Source organism: Asanoa sp. NPDC049475, assembly GCF_040676915.1.
Classification (GTDB): Bacteria; Actinomycetota; Actinomycetes; order Mycobacteriales; family Micromonosporaceae; genus Asanoa.
Window position 1 is genome coordinate 89,151 of sequence record NZ_JBFAPY010000010.1, and the last position, 15,601, is coordinate 104,751.

Below are 15,601 nucleotides of genomic sequence, written 5' to 3' on the forward strand. Positions count from 1 at the left end.
GTCGGCATGGAGAACCCGAGGTGGATGAGTGAACCCGCTCCGCGACCCCCAAGATCGCCGACTACCGAGGATCCCCGAGCCGTGTGCTCTGGTGATCTTCGGCGTGACCGGCGACCTGTCCCGCAAGAAGCTGTTGCCGGCCATCTACGACCTGGCCAACCGAGGGCTGCTGCCGCCGGGCTTCGTGGTCCTCGGGTTCGCCCGGCGTGACTGGGGCGACGGCGACTTCGAGACCGTGGCGATGAACGCGGTCAAGAAGGGGGCGCGCACCCCCTGGCGCGAGGAGGTGTGGGCCCGGCTCGCCGGCAGCATCAAGTTCGTGCCGGGTGCGTTCGACGACGACGAGGCGTTCGACCAGCTCGCGTCGACCCTCGACGAGCTGCGCGACTCGCACGGCATCGCCGGCAACGCCGCGTTCTACTTCGCGATCCCGCCACCGGCGTTCCCGACCGTGCTCAAGCAGCTCGCCCGCACCGGGATGGCCGACAACCGCAAGTCCGGCGGGTGGCGGCGGGTGGTGGTGGAGAAGCCGTTCGGCAACGACCTGGCCTCGGCCAAGGCGCTCAACGGCCTGGTCGACGACGTGTTCACCCGCGGCGACGTCTTCCGGATCGACCACTACCTGGGCAAGGAGACGGTCCAGAACATCCTGGCCCTGCGGTTCGCCAACAACCTGTTCGAGCCCCTCTGGAACAGCAAGTATGTCGACTCGGTGCAGATCACGATGGCCGAGGACGTGGGCATCGGCACCCGGGCCGGCTTCTACGACGCCGCCGGTGCCGCCCGCGACGTGCTCCAGAACCACCTGCTCCAGCTGATGACGTTGGTCGCGATGGAGGAGCCGACCAGCTTCGACGCTGCGGAGATCAGCACCGAGAAGCTCAAGGTGCTCCGGGCGATCAAGGTGCCGGGCGACATCCGCGACGAGACGGTCCGCGGGCAATACCTGCCGGGCTGGGTCGGCGGCGAGCGGGCGGTCGGCTACCTCGAGGAGAAGGACGTGCCGTCCGACTCCACCACCGAGACGTACGTGGCGGTGAAGCTCGGCGTGCAGAACCGGCGCTGGGCCGGCGTGCCGTTCTACCTGCGCTGCGGCAAGCGGCTCCCCCGCCGGGTCACCGAGCTGGCGATCATCTTCAAGAAGGCGCCGCACCTGCCGTTCAACCCGTACGACATCGAGATGCTCGGCGCCAACCAGTTGGTCATCCGGGTGCAGCCGGACGAGGGCGTGGTCCTCAAGTTCGGCTCCAAGGTCCCCGGCACGACCATGGAGGTACGCGACATCGCGATGGACTTCGAGTACGGCGCCGCGTTCACGGAGTCCAGCCCGGAGGCGTACGAGCGGCTGGTCCTCGACGTGCTGGTCGGCGACCGCACCCTGTTCCCCGACGCGGCCGAGGTCGAGCAGAGCTGGCGGGTGATCGACCCGCTGGAGGACGCCTGGGCCGGCACCACGCCCGAGCCCTACCGGGCCGGTGAGTGGGGGCCGCACGCGGCTGACGAACTGCTGCGCCGCGACGGCCGGCACTGGAGGCGGGCATGATCGGACTCTGGGACACCACGGGCAACGAGGTCGTCAAGGCGCTCGCCACCGAACGGCGCTCGGCCGGCGGCGTGGCCAGCGGGATGGCGCTGACCCTGATCGTCGTCGTCGACGAGAAGCGCGTACGCGAGGCCGAGGCGGCCGCCACCATCGCCGCCTCGATGCACCCGTGCCGCCTGCTGATCGTGGTCCGCGCCGACGTCGAGCGGCCGAGCAACCGACTCGACGCCGAGGTGGTCGTCGGCGGCCGGCTCGGCCCGTGCGAGGCGGTCGTCATGCGGATGTACGGCCGGCTCGCGCTGCACGCCGAGTCGGTGGTCATGCCGCTGCTGGTGCCGGACGTCCCCGTGGTCACCTGGTGGCACGGCGAGCCCCCGGAGAAGATCGCCAACGACTTCCTCGGCGTGGTGGCCGACCGCCGGATCACCGACGTCGCGCAGACCCCGGACCCGGTCGCCGCCCTGCGCCAGCGGGCTCGCGACTACGCGCCGGGCGACACCGACCTCGCGTGGACCCGGATCACCCCGTGGCGCACGCTGGTCGCGTCGGCCTTCGACACGACCGAGCAGCGGGTCGTCGGCGCCCGGATCGAGGCGCCGAAGAAGGACCCGACCGCGGCGTTGATGTCCGGGTGGCTGTCCGCCCGGCTCGACATCAAGCCCCGCTGGGAAGACACCGACAGCCACCGGATCATGCACTCGGTCTGTCTGGTCGCCGCCAACAACGACGAGCTCTCCCTCGCCCGCGAGCAGGACGTCGCGACCTTCACGCGGACCAACCAGGCTCAGCGGCTGCTGCCGCTGGTCCGCCGGCCGCTCGGCGAGGAGCTGGCCGAGGAGCTGCGGCGGCTGGACCCCGACCAGGTCTACGCGGCGGCGCTGGGCGCGATGACCGGCGAGACCGGTCTCGACACCCGGCCGGCCCACCGGGTGCACGTCTGGAAGGACCCGATGACCGCCGGCCACGCCCCCGGTCTCGGCCCTGGAATCGTCGGCGGCGGCCCGCCCACCCAGGTGGAGGACATGCCGCCGCGCACCGGCGACCGGGTCCGCCCGGCCTCGGCGGGTGCCGGCACCGCGCAGGGCTCGGCGCCGACGTCTCCCTCCGAACAGGGCACCGACGGATGAGCGAGACGAGCGTCATCGTCCACTCGGACCCCGACGTGCTGGCCCACTCCGTGGCGGCGCGGCTGGTGGTCACCCTGATCGACGCCCAGGCCGAACGCGGCGCGGCGTCGTGGGTGCTGACCGGCGGCCGGATCGCCGGCGCGGTGCACCGCGCGGTCCGCGACTTCCCGGCCAGCGACGCTGTCGACTGGACCCGGGTCGACTTCTGGTGGGGCGACGAGCGGTTCCTGCCTGCCGGCCACCCGGACCGCAACGAGACCCAGGCGCGCGAGCAGCTCATCGACGCGCTGCGGGTGCCGGCGGCCCGGGTGCACGCGATGCCACCCTCGGACGGCCCGGACGGCAACGACCCGGAGGCGGCCGCGGCACGCTACGCGCAGGAGCTGGCCCGGGCGGCCCGCCCCGGCACGGCCCCGCTCCCCCACTTCGACGTGCTGATGCTGGGGGTCGGCGAGGACGGCCACGTCGCGTCGGTCTTCCCGGAGCACCCGGTGGCCTACGAGACGCGGCCGGTAAGCGCGGTGCGGGGCAGCCCGAAGCCACCGCCGGTGCGCACCACACTGACCCTGCCCACGATCAACACCGCCGACCAGGTGTGGCTGGTGGCCGCCGGCCCCGACAAGGCGGGCGCGGTCGGCATGGCACTGACCGGGGCAGGCCCGGTGCAGCTACCGGCGGCCGGGGTGCACGGCGTCAACCGCACGATCTGGCAGTTGGACAGTGCCGCCGCGACTCAGGTCCGCCGGACCTTCCGCAGCGTCCGGAGCTGAAATCCGGGCGCACACCCACGAGGACCCGGCGACCCGGGAGCGGGCACCGCAGCGGGCCGCGCGCTCGTCCGCGGTGCTCGCCTGCATGGCCTTCGGGGCACCTCACGATCGGCTCCGGCACCCCGGTCGCCGACCTGAGGGTGACCTCGCAGGTCGTGCACCTGAGCACGACACCGCAGGTGCGCGGGCAGGCCGTGGTGCGGCTGACCGGACAGCTCGAGCACAACCCCCGCCCGCTGCGCACGGTCAAGGACGTCGCGTACGCCTGGCGGCAGATGATCTTTTTCTTGTCACTCTCGGAGAGCGAAGACCCACGGACCGTGCTCGACCGATTGCGTGAAGACGTGGCGGCTGCACCCGGGCCGGTGAGCGAGCGGCTGGCGCCCGCGCTGGCCGGTCTCGGGTACGTCCCGCACGGCGGCCGCTTCGACGGCGACCGCACCCCCGGTGGCGGGCGTCGGCTGCTGGGCTGGACGACGACCCGCCACTGGCTGCTGGTCTAGTTGCCGCCGCGGCGCTGGCGCAGGTTGGCCAGCGCCTCGGCGAGGATGGCCGCGCCGTCCGCGTCGCTGCGCCGTTCCTTCACGTACGCCAGGTGGGTCTTGTAGGGCTCCGGACGTAGTCGCCCGGGCGGGTTGGCGGCGTCCAGGCCGGCTGGTTGCCCGCAACGGGGGCAGTCCCACGTCGCCGGCGGGGCCACCTCGGCCGCCAGGGAGATCTCGACGGTGTGGTCGTTGGCGCACCAGTAGGTCACCGGGCGCCGCGGTGCTGGCTCGCACCGCTCGCTGGGGCGGATCGGGCCGGAACCGACCCGGGTGCCACGGATTGCGCTGCCGCTGGGCACGGTATGTCGCTCCTGTCGTCGTGCGGGGTCGGCCGCGGGGAATGCGGCTTCGCGACGCGGTGAAGCGGAACAAACGTGAGCTGAAAACTCGTGCGCGGCCCGGAACCAGGTCCGGACCGCGCACGATTTTACGACTATTTGGCCGGGATGGGTGCTAGCTGGCGACGGCGAGTTTGAGCCAGAGGCCCAGACCCACGATGCACGCGAACCAGACGATCCCCACCAGGATGGTGTAGCGGTCCAGGTTCTTCTCGGCGATGGACGAGCCGGCGAGGTTGGTGCTGACGCCGCCGCCGAACATGCTGGACAGGCCGCCACCCTTGCCGCGGTGCAACAGGACCAGCATCGTCAGCAGCGCGCTCGTGATGATCAGCAACACGATCAACGTGTAGGCGAATGCGATCGGCATGGCGGTGGGTTGTCCTCTCGACGTGACGCGACTTCGCAAGGATAGCGGCCGGGTCCGCGAAGTGCGGACCCGGCCACCCGTGCCTTTACTTCTTGATGTGCTCCGGGAACCGGACGATCTGCACGAACTCGTCGGCGTCGATGCTCGCACCGCCGACCAGCGCGCCGTCCACGTCCGGCTGGGCCATGATCGCGGCCACGTTGTTGGCCTTGACCGAGCCGCCGTAGAGGATGCGGGTCACGTCGGCCGTCTCGGCGTCGAACCGCTCGGCCAGCCGTGCGCGGAGCGCCCCACAGACTTCCTGGGCGTCCTCCGGGGTCGCGGTCTTGCCGGTGCCGATCGCCCAGACCGGCTCGTACGCGACCACGACCTTGCGCACCTGCTCGGCCTTGAGCCCGTCGAGCCCGGCGTCGAGCTGCGCGACGCAGTGCGCAACCTGGTCGCCGGCCTCGCGGACCTCGAGCCCCTCGCCGATACAGAAGATCGGCGTGAGCTCGTACGTCAGGGCCGCCTGCACCTTCGAGTTGACCACCTGGTCGTCCTCGTGGTGGTACTGGCGGCGCTCGGAGTGGCCCACGACCACGTACGAGCAGCCGAGCTTGGCCAGCAGCGGGCCGGAGATGTCGCCGGTGTAGGCGCCACCCTTGTGCGGCGAGAGGTCCTGCGCGCCGTACCCGATGAGCAGCTTGTCGCCGTCGACCAGGGTCTGCACGCTGCGCAGGTCGGTGAACGGCGGGATCACCACCGTCTCGACGTCGGTGAGCTGCTGCTCGTTGAGGCTGAAGGCCAGCTTCTGCACGAGCGCGATGGCCTCGAGGTGGTTGAGGTTCATCTTCCAGTTGCCGGCCATCAGCGGCCGGCGCGACTGCGGCGCCATCAGGACTCCAGAGCGGCGATGCCGGGAAGGCGCTTGCCCTCCAGGTATTCCAGCGAGGCTCCCCCGCCGGTCGAGATGTGGCCGAACGCGTCCTCGTCGAGGCCGAGCGCGCGCACCGCGGCCGCGGAGTCGCCACCGCCGACGACGGTCAGGCCGTCGACCTTCATGATCGCCTCAGCCACGCCCCGCGTGCCCGCCGCGAACGGCGCGAGCTCGAACACGCCCATCGGGCCGTTCCAGAACACCGTGTGGGCGTCGGCGAGGGCACCGGCGAACGCGGCGACGCTGGCGGGGCCGATGTCGAGCCCGAGCCGGTCGGCCGGGATCGCGTCGGCAGCGACCACGTCGTGGTCGGCGTCGGCCGAGAACTCGGTCGCGGCCACCACGTCGGTCGGCAGCACGATCTTGTCGCCACCGCGGGCCAGCAGGTCACGGCAGGTGTCGAGCATGTCGTCCTCGAGCAGCGACTTGCCGATCTCGTGGCCCTGCGCCTTGAGGAACGTGAAGCACATGCCGCCGCCGACCAGGAGCTTGTCGACCTTGGGGAGCAGCGCCTCGATGACGGCGAGCTTGTCGGAGACCTTCGCGCCGCCGAGCACCACCGCGTACGGCCGCTCGGGGCTCTCCGTGAGCCGGGCCAGCACCTCGACCTCGCGCAGCACCAGACCGCCCGCGAAGTGCGGGAGCCGGGCCGGCACGTCGAAGACGCTGGCGTGCTTGCGGTGCACGGCACCGAACGCGTCGTCCACATAGGCCTCGGCGAACGCGGCGAGCTGGTCGGCGAACGCGCCCCGCTCGGCGTCGTCCTTGCTGGTCTCGCCGGCGTTGAAGCGCAGGTTCTCCAGCAGCAGCACCTGGCCGCCGCCGAGCGACGCCACCTTCTCGGTGGCGTCCGGGCCGACGGTGTCGCTGGCGAAGTGGACCTCGCCCTCGAGCAGCTCACCGAACCGCTGCGCGACCGGAGCGAGCGTGTACTTCGGGTCGGGCGCGCCCTTCGGGCGACCCAGGTGGGACATCACGATCACGGCGGCGCCCGCGTCACGGAGCGCCTTGACCGTCGGCAGGACAGCCCGGATGCGGCCGTCGTCGGCGATCACACCGGGGTTGCTCTTCTCGAAGGGGACGTTCAGGTCGGCGCGCACGAGCACGCGCCGACCCGCGACTCCCTCCGCAAGGAGATCGTCAAGCGTCTTCATGATGGTCAGAGCGAGGCCCCGACGAGCTTGACCAGGTCGACCAGGCGGTTCGAGTAGCCCCACTCGTTGTCGTACCAGCCGACGACCTTGACCTGGTTGCCGATGACCTTGGTCAGGCCCGAGTCGAAGATGCACGACGCCGGGTCGGTGACGATGTCGCTGGAGACGATCTCGTCCTCGGTGTAGGTCAGGTAGCCGTTGAGCGCACCCGCGGCGGCTTCCTTCATCGCGTTGTTGACCTCTTCGACCGAGGTCTCGCGGCCCACGTTGACCGTGAGGTCGGTGGCCGAGCCGGTCGGGATCGGCACGCGCAGCGCGTAGCCGTCGAGCTTGCCCTTGAGCTCGGGGAGCACGAGGCCGATCGCCTTGGCGGCACCGGTCGAGGTCGGCACGATGTTGAGCGCGGCGGCCCGAGCCCGGCGGAGGTCCTTGTGCGGGCCGTCCTGGAGGTTCTGGTCCTGCGTGTACGCGTGGATCGTGGTCATCAGACCGTGCTGGATCGTGAACGTGTCGTGCAGCACCTTCGCCATCGGCGCGAGGCAGTTGGTGGTGCAGGAGGCGTTCGAGATGATCGTGTGCTTCGCGGGGTCGTACTGGTTGTCGTTGACACCCATGACGACCGTGACGTCCTCGTGCTTGGCCGGCGCGGAGATGATGACCTTCTTCGCACCGCCGTCGACGTGCGCCCGGGCCTTGGTGGCGTCGGTGAACAGGCCGGTCGACTCGATCACGACGTCGGCGCCCAGGTCGCCCCAGGGCAGCTTGCCCGGGTCGCGCTCGGCGAACACCTTGAACGTCTGGCTGCCGACCGAGATCTCGTCGGAGGTCGCCTTCACCTCGTACGGGAGCCGACCCAGGATCGAGTCGTACTTCAGCAGGTGGGCGAGGGTGGCGTTGTCGGTGAGGTCGTTGGCGCCGACCAGCTGGACGTCCGCCCCGGACGCGAGGACGGCCCGGAAGAAGTTGCGGCCGATGCGGCCGAAGCCGTTGATGCCAACCCGGATGGTCACAGGTTTCATCTCCTTGATGATGAGATTGCCGGCCGCCGCGATCATCGCGTACGCCGGCCGGTGTTAGAACCGGTTGCCGGCCCCGTCGCCGTACCTGACGACCCTATCTGAGCCCGTGCTTCATCCGCGCGGCAGGTCGTCTCTCAGACCACCAGCATGTCGGGCGTCACAGCGGCTTCCGTGTCCGGAATGCCCAGATCGCGCGCCCGCTTGTCGGCGAGGGCCAGCAGGCGCCGGATCCGGCCGGCGATCGCGTCCTTGGTCAGCGGCGGGTCGGCCAGGGCGCCCAGCTCCTCCAGGGAGGCCTGGCGGTGGTCGAGCCGCAGCTTGCCGGCCGAGGTCAGGTGGTTGGGAGCGTCGTCGGCGAGGATCTCCAGCGCCCGGGTGACCCGGGCGGCGGCGGCCACCGCGGCGCGCGCCGAGCGGCGCAGGTTGGCGTCGTCGAAGTTGGCCAGCCGGTTGGCGGTCGCCCGCACCTCGCGCCGGACCCGGCGCTCCTCCCAGGCCAGCACGCTGCTGTGCGCGCCGATCCGGGTGAGCAGCGCGGAGATCGCGTCGCCGTCCTTGACCACGACCCGGTCGACGCCGCGGACCTCGCGGGCCTTGGCGGTGATGCCGATCCGGCGGGCGGCGCCGACCAGCGCCAGCGCCGACTCCGGGCCGGGGCACGTGATCTCCAGGGCGCTGGACCGGCCGGGCTCGGTCAGCGAGCCGTGTGCCATGAACGCGCCGCGCCAGGCCGCCACCGAGCAGCAGACGTTGCCGGAGACGACGTGCTGCGGGAGGCCCCGGACCGGACGGCCGCGGACGTCGAGCAGGCCGGTCTGGCGGGCCAGGATCTCGCCGTCCTTGACCACGCGCACGATGTAGTGGCTGGCCTTGCGCAGGCCGCCGGAGGCCAGCACGTGGATCTCACTCGGGTAGCCGTAGACCTCGGCGATCTCCCGGCGCAGCCGGCGCGCGACCGCCCCGGTGTCGAGCTCGGCCTCGACCACCACCCGGCCCGAGACGATATGCAGGCCGCCGGCGAACCGCAGCAGCGCGGCCATCTCGGCCCGCCGACAGCACGGTTTGGGCACGTCGACCCGGCTCAGCTCGTCCTTGACCGCGGCGGTCATCGCCATAACTAATCGTCACCTCGCGTGCCGGTTCTCCGGCCCGAAGCCGGTGGGTTCTCACGTGCTTAACGACTGGCGCCCAGGACAGGCACCAGGGCCGCCCCGAGGGCCTCGGGATCGTGTCGGGGACTGCCGTCGGCGACCGCCACCGGGGCGAGCACCAGCCGCGCACCCAGCGATTCTGCCGCACGACGGACGGGTTCGGGGTCACCGACGGCGGTCCCGTCGGCGAGAACCGTGTCGACTTTCAGCTCCGGCAGGTACCAGCGCAGTGCCGCCAGGTGATCAGCAGCCGACAGCCCCCAGGTTTCGGGTTCGGCGGCCAGGTTGAGCGTCACCAGCCGGCGCGCCGGGCTGGCCACGATCGCGGCCGCCAGCTCGGGCACCAGCAGGTGCGGGATCACGCTGGTGTACCAGCTGCCCGGTCCGAAGATCAGCCAGTCTGCCCTTTCGACGGCCGCCACCGCCTCGGGACACGCCGGAGGGTCCGCCGGTGTGAGCCGGACCGCCTCGACGTGGCCGGGCGCGACCGCGACCGCGTGCTGCCCGACGACCGTCAGCAGCATCCCCGGCCGGCGCGGGTCGGCACCGCGGATGTCGGCCTCGATGCCCACCGCCTTGACCGCCATCGGCAGCACCCGGCCGGAGGCGTCGACCATCCGTGCCGCGTGATCCAAAGCGGACACCGGGTCGCCGAGCTGTTCCATCAGGCCGACGAGTACCAGATTTCCGACAGTGTGGCCGTCGAGCGGGCTGTGGTCGCGGCCGTCGGGCGCGAACCGGTGCTGGAAGAGCTCGGCGGTCTGCTGCGTGTCGGGCCGCTCGGCGGCCAGGGCGGCCAGGGCCTGCCGCAGATCGCCGGGCGGCAGCGCGGACCGCTCGGCCCGCAGCCGGCCGCTGGACCCGCCGTCGTCGGCGACCGTGACGACCGCCGTGATGTCGTGGCCTTTTCCGCGCAGGGCCCGCAGCGATGCGGACAGGCCGTGACCGCCGCCGAACGCGACGATGCGCATCACTCGCGCCCCAGGTCACGGTGCTGGGCGGAGGCCGACAGCCGGGACTCGCGCAACCGGGTGGCCAGCTCCTCGGCGATGGCGACGCTGCGGTGCTTGCCACCCGTGCACCCCACCGCGACGGTCAGGTAGCGCTTGCCCTCGCGCTCGAAGCCGGGGGCGGTGCCGAGGATCAGCCGGGAGTACGTGTCGACGAACGGCACCGCGCCGTGCTGGCCGAGCACGTATTCGCTGACCGCCTCGTCGCGGCCGGTCTGGTCGCGTAGCTCCGGCACCCAGAACGGGTTGGGAAGGAAGCGCGCGTCGAGCACGAAGTCGGCGTCGGCGGGCAGCCCGTATTTGAAGCCGAAGCTGAGCACGGTCACCCGCAGCCGGCGGGCGTCCTCGCCGGCGAACATCTCCTCGACGCGGCGACGGAGCTGGTTGACGTTGAGGTGGCTGGTGTCGATGATCACGTCGGCCTGCTCGCGGGCCTCTTCGAGCAGCTTGCGCTCGGCGGCGATGCCGTCGGCCAGCCGGCCGTCGCCCTGCAGGGGGTGCGAGCGCCGGACGCTCTCGAAGCGCCGGATGAGCACGTCGTCGTCGGCGTCGAGGAACACCACGTGGGGGTTGAAGCCACGTTCCTTCAGCGCGCGCACGGCGCCGGTCAGGTCGGCGGAGAACGCGCGGCTGCGCACGTCGAGCACCATCGCGGTGAGCCGGGCGGGGCCGCCGGCGGCGTAGGCCAGCTCGGCCATCTCGAGCATGAGCGTCTGCGGCAGGTTGTCGACGACGTAGAAGCCGACGTTCTCCAACGCGCGCGCGACCGTGCTCCGGCCGCCGCCCGAGACGCCGGTGACGATCACGAGCGTGGTGTCGGACCGGTCCAGCTCGTCGTTCTCCCGCTCACCCACGACGCGAAATCCTAGGCATCGCGGTAAACATCGGACCCATCGCCCTCTTCCGTCCCGGGCGGCGCCTCCGGCGCCGCTGTGTCTGGTGTCGTGCTCTCCTGAGTCTCCTCGGGTGCGGGTGGCTGTGGCTCGCCGCCGAGTGCGGCCTTGATCGCCTCGGCCGTGCGCACGCCGACGCCGGGCACCGAGGAGATCTCCTCGACCGACGCGGCGGTCAGGCGCTTGACCGAGCCGAACTGCCGCATGAGTGCCTTGCGGCGGATCTCGCCGAGCCCCGGGATGCTGTCGAGCTGCGAGGCGGTCATCCGCTTGGAGCGGCGCTGCCGGTGGAACGTGATGGCGAACCGGTGCGCCTCGTCGCGTACCCGTTGCAGCAGGTAGAGACCCTCGGACGTGCGCGGCATGATCACCGGGAACTGGTCGTCGGGCACCCAGACCTCTTCGAGCCGCTTGGCCAGGCCGCACAGCGCGATGTCGTCGATGCCCAGGTCGCGCATGACCGCGGCGGACGCCCGCACCTGCGGCTCGCCGCCATCGACCACGACCAGCTGCGGCGGGTACGCGAACCGGCGTGGCTTGCCCGTGCGCGGGTCGATGCCGGGCCGGTCGGGATCGATCTCCATCTCGTCGCCGAGCTCGCCGGTCTCGGCCCGGGCGTCGAGGTAACGGGCGAACCGTCTGCGCAGCACCTCGGAGATCGCCGACAGGTCGTCGGTCGCTCCCCTGATCACGAAGTGCCGATATTCACTCTTGCGAGCTAACCCGTCTTCGAAGACGACCATGCTCGCGACCACGTCGGTGCCCTGGATCTGCGAGATGTCGTAGCACTCGATGCGCAGCGGCGCGGTGTCCATGCCGAGCGCCTCGGCGATCTCCTCCAGCGCCTGGCTGCGGGTGGTCAGGTCGGCGCTGCGCTTGAGCTTGTGGCGGGTCAACGCCTCATGCGCGTTGCGGGCGACGGTGTCGAGCAGGGCCTTCTTGTCGCCGCGCTGCGGCACCCGCATCGTGACCCGGCTCCCCCGGTGCTGGCTGAGCCAGTCGGAGAGGGCGTCGACGTCGGCCGGGACCGCCGGCACCAGCAGCTCGCGCGGCACGTCGCTCTCGCCCTGCTCGCCGCCGTAGACCTGCGAGCAGAAGTGGTGCACCAGGTCGCCTGTGCTCAGGTCCTCGGTCTTCTCGACGACCCAGCCCCGCTGGCCCCGGACCCGGCCGCCGCGGACGTGGAAGACCTGGACCGCGGCTTCGAGCGGGTCTTCGGCGAAGGCGACCACGTCGGCGTCGGTGCCGTCGCCGAGCACGACGGTCTGCTTCTCCATCGCCCGGCGCAGGGCGGCGACGTCGTCACGGAGGCGGGCGGCCCGCTCGAACTCGAGCTGCTCGCTGGCTTCGAGCATCTCGCGCTCCAGCCTGCGTACCAACGTGTCGGTCTTGCCCGCCATGAAGTCGACGAAGTCGTCGACGATCTGCCGGTGCTCGGCGGCGGACACGGAGCCGACGCACGGGGCCGAGCACTTGCCGATGTAGCCCAAAAGGCACGGACGGCCGATCTGGCCCGCACGCTTGAAGACGCCCTTGGAGCAGGTGCGCGCCGGGAAGACCCGGAGCAGCAGGTCGAGGGTCTCGCGGATGGCCCAGGCGTGCGAGTAGGGGCCGAAGTAGCGCACGCCCTTGCGCTTGGCGCCGCGCATCACCTGGAGCCGGGGGAACTCCTCGTCGAGCGTGACGGCCAGGTAGGGGTAGGACTTGTCGTCGCGGTAACGGACGTTGAACCGCGGGTCGTATTCCTTGATCCAGGTGTATTCCTGCTGGAGCGCCTCGACCTCGGTGCCGACGGTGATCCAGTCGACCGAGGTCGCCGTGGTGACCATCTGGCGGGTGCGCTGGTGCAGCCCGAACGGATCGGCGAAGTAGGAATTGAGGCGGCTGCGCAGGCTCTTGGCCTTGCCGACGTAGATGACCCGGCCGGTCGCGTCCCGGAACCGGTAGACGCCCGGAAGGTCCGGTATCGAGCCCGATGGGGGCCGGTAGGTCGACGGGTCAGCCACGGTGGAAAGCGTATCGCTCGCGTACGACAAGATCCTTTGATCTTGGTGGCCGACCCGCCGACCCTCACTCAGGCCAGGACGATGTCGTCGCCCTTGACCGTGACGTCGCGAGCGGTGAGCGGCCGGGTAGCCGGTCCGTTGCGCGGCTCGCCGGTGTCCAGCGAGAACTTGCTGCCGTGGCAGCTGCAGTTGATCGTGCCACTGTCGACGCTGGCGATCGGGCAACCCTGGTGGGTGCAGACCGCCCGGAACCCGTGGAACTGACCCTCGGTCGGCTGGGTCACCACCATCTCGGTCGCCGCGAACAGCGCGCCGCCACCGACCGGCACGTCGCTCACCTTGCCGATGACCTCGCCACCGCCGGTGTCGCCACCCGGCTCCTCGGCCGGCTCGGTGGGTTCCTGGTTGCCACCGGTGGTGGCCGTCCCGGACCCGGCCGGGTCGTCGCTGCCACATGCCGCCAGCACGGACACGGCCCCCACCGCTCCGACACCGGCCAGCAGCGTACGCCGGCTCGTCACCGCCTCTTCCCTACTCATCCGCTATGCCTCTCCTCGGCCGCATGATCAGTTGAATGTTTGACTTCCCCGCCAACCCATACGCAGGTTGGTGGCCCCCGGTTCATCAAGCGCGGGTCAGGACAATTCGTCCGGGGCACGATACTGATTGAAGCTTGTGACCTGCCGCGAGGCCGCCGAGATAGAGATACACATCGCGCGGGCGGTCTGGTTGGCTGGCGATCATGTCTCTGCTGAGCGGTGTGGCCGCGGCGGGTCCGTGGCTGGCGTCGCTGCCTTCGCTGATCGAGGAGGTACGCGCCGAGTTCGACCTGCGTTTGTCGCCGCCGCTGCGGGGCGGCTCGTGCAGCTGGGTAGCGCCGGCCTCGCTGGCCGACGGCTCTGAGGTGATCGTCAAGATCGGGTGGCCGCACCGGGAGATGCTCGGCGAGCCGGCCGCCCTGCGACATTGGGCCGGCCGTGGTGCCGTGCGGTTGCTCGCGGAGGACCCGGGTCGGCACGCCCTCCTCCTGGAACGGTGTGTGCCCGGCGAGCCGCTGGCGTCGGCCTCGCTCGACGCGGCGGACGCGCTGCGGACGGGTTGCGCCGTCCTGCGCGAGCTGTGGGGTGCTCCGTTGCCGGCTGCCGGTGTCTTCGAGGAGCTGGGCACGGTCACGGCCGAGTGGGCGGACCTGGTCGAGGAACGGATGGCCCGGGTTCGGCCGGGCTACGACCGGGGTCTCGTGGCCGAGGGCGCCCGGCTGCTCCGGGAACTGCCGGCGTCGGCTGACCGCACGGTCCTCCTGCACGGCGACTTCAACCCTGGCAACGTCTTGTCCGGGCGATCCGGCTCTTGGGTGGCGATAGACCCGAAACCGATGACCGGAGACCCGGCCTACGACCCATGGCCACTCCTGGAGCAGATCGACGACCCATTCGCGACGCCGAACCCGGCTGGCGCGCTCCGGTCGCGCATCGCCCTGCTGGCTGGCGAGCTGTCGCTGGCCGGTGAGCGAATCATCCAGTGGTCGGTGGCCCGCCGAGTCGAAACGGCCCTGTGGTCCGCCCACCACGGCAACGTCGACGGCGGCGCGGCCGTCATGCGCGAGGCCCGAATCCTGGCAAGCCTCTGACGTCGCGCCACCACGTCGACCGCTGACCGTCTTCAGCCGCACGCCGGCGCTGTGCGCCTTCGGACGCGGACCACGCACGATGCGCGGCCTCCACCATCGGCGGGAACCGCCAAGACCAGCGCGCTGGCCGCAGCCCAAGCGGCCGTGCCGCACTCCGCACCGCCCGACCGCCAAGACCAGCGCACAGGCCGCAGCCCAAGCGGCCGTGCCGCACTCCGCACCGCCCGACCGCCAAGACCAGCGCACAGGCCGCAGCCCAAGCGGCCGCGCCGACGCCTCACCGCCCGTCTAGGTCTACGAAAGGCCAGACGATGGATGCGATCGGTAGCAGGCCGACGCGGTCGATGGCAGTGTCACCTCGGCTGATATCCCGCCTGGTCGGGGAGGTCCGAAGTCAGGCATTTTCTGTGCCGCGGGCGGCGGGCACCCGGACACCTGGTCGGGAGGTTGGCCGGTCCGATGCGCCAGTCCATGATCATGTGCGTCTCATCAAGAACCTGCGGCGCCTTTTTTATGATCGTGTGTGGCAGGTCGATAGGTCCCACGGCGTGTCGCCCAGACCAGCCGCACATGATCATGGGCGGGCTGAGTCGTCGTCTTGATGTGGCGCACACGATCACCGTCGACAGATGACTGACTTAGACCATGATCCTAAATTGAGGTGACCCGCGCGGGACTGAGCCTGGGCGGCCCGCCGCCACGACTGAGACCTACCCGCCACCCATCGATAGACGTCGATGATCAGCAGCACAGCACTAGACCCGCGACGCAGACGACAGCCCAAGCAGCCGCGCCGCACTCCGCACCGCCCGACCGCCAAGGCCCACGACACAGACCACAGCCCAAGCAGTTGTTCGGCACGTCAGAGCCGCGACCGCCAAACTCACGGCGCAGGCCGCGGCCCGACCAGCCCTAGGGCGCTCCTCACCGCCCGGCCGCTGAGATCTGCGGCGCGGGCCGTGGGTGCGTGGCGGTTGTCAGCCGCGCGTTCGCGTAGTTGCCTTCGGTGCGGTGCGGGCTCGGGGGGCTGCCTTCTTCGCCGGCTTCTCCTCCGCCGCTGGTGTCGGCTTCGAACGGGTGGTGCCGGTGGCCTTGGCCGTCTTCGCAGTGGTGGTCTTGGCTGTCG

At 71.1% G+C, this 15,601-nt stretch carries 14 protein-coding genes and 1 pseudogene; 5 read left to right on the forward strand and 10 right to left on the reverse strand.

Annotated features, from left to right (window positions below; genetic code table 11):
• Nucleotides 1-28: 28 nt before the first annotated feature.
• The 4 genes and pseudogenes from zwf (at nucleotide 29) to AB0J88_RS34370 (ending at nucleotide 3,943) form a co-directional block, all read left to right on the forward strand.
• Nucleotides 29-1,543 (forward strand): glucose-6-phosphate dehydrogenase, encoded by a 1,515-nt coding sequence (zwf, locus tag AB0J88_RS34355; RefSeq protein WP_364349096.1) that lies wholly within the window; start codon nucleotides 29-31, stop codon nucleotides 1,541-1,543.
• A pseudogene (locus tag AB0J88_RS34360) lies at nucleotides 1,540-2,493 on the forward strand (glucose-6-phosphate dehydrogenase assembly protein OpcA); the annotation flags it as partial. The gene zwf and the pseudogene AB0J88_RS34360, both read left to right, overlap by 4 nt.
• A gap of 173 nt (nucleotides 2,494-2,666) precedes the next feature.
• Entirely contained in the window at nucleotides 2,667-3,440 is a 774-nt protein-coding gene (gene pgl, locus AB0J88_RS34365; protein WP_364349093.1) for a 6-phosphogluconolactonase, read from the forward strand.
• Nucleotides 3,441-3,580: 140 nt separating this feature from the next.
• The gene (locus AB0J88_RS34370; RefSeq protein ID WP_364349090.1) at nucleotides 3,581-3,943 is read left to right on the forward strand and encodes a hypothetical protein; all 363 of its coding nucleotides are present in this window, start codon (nucleotides 3,581-3,583) and stop codon (nucleotides 3,941-3,943) included.
• On the opposite strand, the gene AB0J88_RS34375 is transcribed toward AB0J88_RS34370, so the two are convergent.
• The 10 genes from AB0J88_RS34375 to AB0J88_RS34420 form a co-directional block, all read right to left on the reverse strand.
• Nucleotides 3,940-4,284, reverse strand: coding sequence for an RNA polymerase-binding protein RbpA (locus tag AB0J88_RS34375; protein ID WP_364349087.1), 345 nt, complete (start codon nucleotides 4,282-4,284; stop codon nucleotides 3,940-3,942). The genes AB0J88_RS34370 and AB0J88_RS34375 overlap by 4 nt on opposite strands.
• A 154-nt stretch (nucleotides 4,285-4,438) precedes the next feature.
• The gene (gene secG, locus AB0J88_RS34380) at nucleotides 4,439-4,693 is read right to left on the reverse strand and encodes a preprotein translocase subunit SecG (protein ID WP_364349084.1); all 255 of its coding nucleotides are present in this window, start codon (nucleotides 4,691-4,693) and stop codon (nucleotides 4,439-4,441) included.
• Between the two features lie 85 nt (nucleotides 4,694-4,778).
• Entirely contained in the window at nucleotides 4,779-5,570 is a 792-nt protein-coding gene (tpiA, locus tag AB0J88_RS34385; RefSeq protein WP_364349081.1) for a triose-phosphate isomerase, read from the reverse strand.
• Nucleotides 5,570-6,766, reverse strand: coding sequence for a phosphoglycerate kinase (locus tag AB0J88_RS34390; protein WP_364349078.1), 1,197 nt, complete (start codon nucleotides 6,764-6,766; stop codon nucleotides 5,570-5,572). The genes tpiA and AB0J88_RS34390 overlap by 1 nt, the downstream gene beginning before the upstream one ends.
• 5 nt (nucleotides 6,767-6,771) lie before the next feature.
• Nucleotides 6,772-7,776 carry a type I glyceraldehyde-3-phosphate dehydrogenase gene (gene gap, locus AB0J88_RS34395; protein ID WP_364349075.1) on the reverse strand — a complete coding sequence of 335 codons (1,005 nt, stop codon included), beginning with the start codon at nucleotides 7,774-7,776 and terminating at the stop codon, nucleotides 6,772-6,774.
• 143 nt (nucleotides 7,777-7,919) lie between these two features.
• Nucleotides 7,920-8,900 carry a DNA-binding protein WhiA gene (gene whiA / locus AB0J88_RS34400; RefSeq protein WP_089253797.1) on the reverse strand — a complete coding sequence of 327 codons (981 nt, stop codon included), beginning with the start codon at nucleotides 8,898-8,900 and terminating at the stop codon, nucleotides 7,920-7,922.
• 59 nt (nucleotides 8,901-8,959) lie between these two features.
• A complete protein-coding gene (gene yvcK / locus AB0J88_RS34405; protein WP_364349072.1) occupies nucleotides 8,960-9,907 on the reverse strand; it encodes a uridine diphosphate-N-acetylglucosamine-binding protein YvcK in 948 nt (315 codons plus the stop codon).
• Complete coding sequence (gene rapZ / locus AB0J88_RS34410) at nucleotides 9,907-10,800, reverse strand: RNase adapter RapZ (RefSeq protein WP_364349069.1); 894 nt, start codon at nucleotides 10,798-10,800, stop codon at nucleotides 9,907-9,909. The genes yvcK and rapZ overlap by 1 nt, the downstream gene beginning before the upstream one ends.
• An 11-nt stretch (nucleotides 10,801-10,811) precedes the next feature.
• On the reverse strand, nucleotides 10,812-12,845 hold the full coding sequence (gene uvrC, locus AB0J88_RS34415; RefSeq protein WP_364349066.1) for an excinuclease ABC subunit UvrC: 2,034 nt from the start codon (nucleotides 12,843-12,845) through the stop codon (nucleotides 10,812-10,814).
• A 68-nt stretch (nucleotides 12,846-12,913) separates the two neighbouring features.
• A complete protein-coding gene (locus tag AB0J88_RS34420; RefSeq protein ID WP_364349063.1) occupies nucleotides 12,914-13,384 on the reverse strand; it encodes a Rieske (2Fe-2S) protein in 471 nt (156 codons plus the stop codon).
• A 203-nt stretch (nucleotides 13,385-13,587) separates the two neighbouring features.
• Between AB0J88_RS34420 and AB0J88_RS34425 the strand changes: the two genes are divergently transcribed.
• The gene (locus AB0J88_RS34425; protein ID WP_364349060.1) at nucleotides 13,588-14,475 is read left to right on the forward strand and encodes an aminoglycoside phosphotransferase family protein; all 888 of its coding nucleotides are present in this window, start codon (nucleotides 13,588-13,590) and stop codon (nucleotides 14,473-14,475) included.
• Nucleotides 14,476-15,601 lie beyond the last annotated feature (1,126 nt).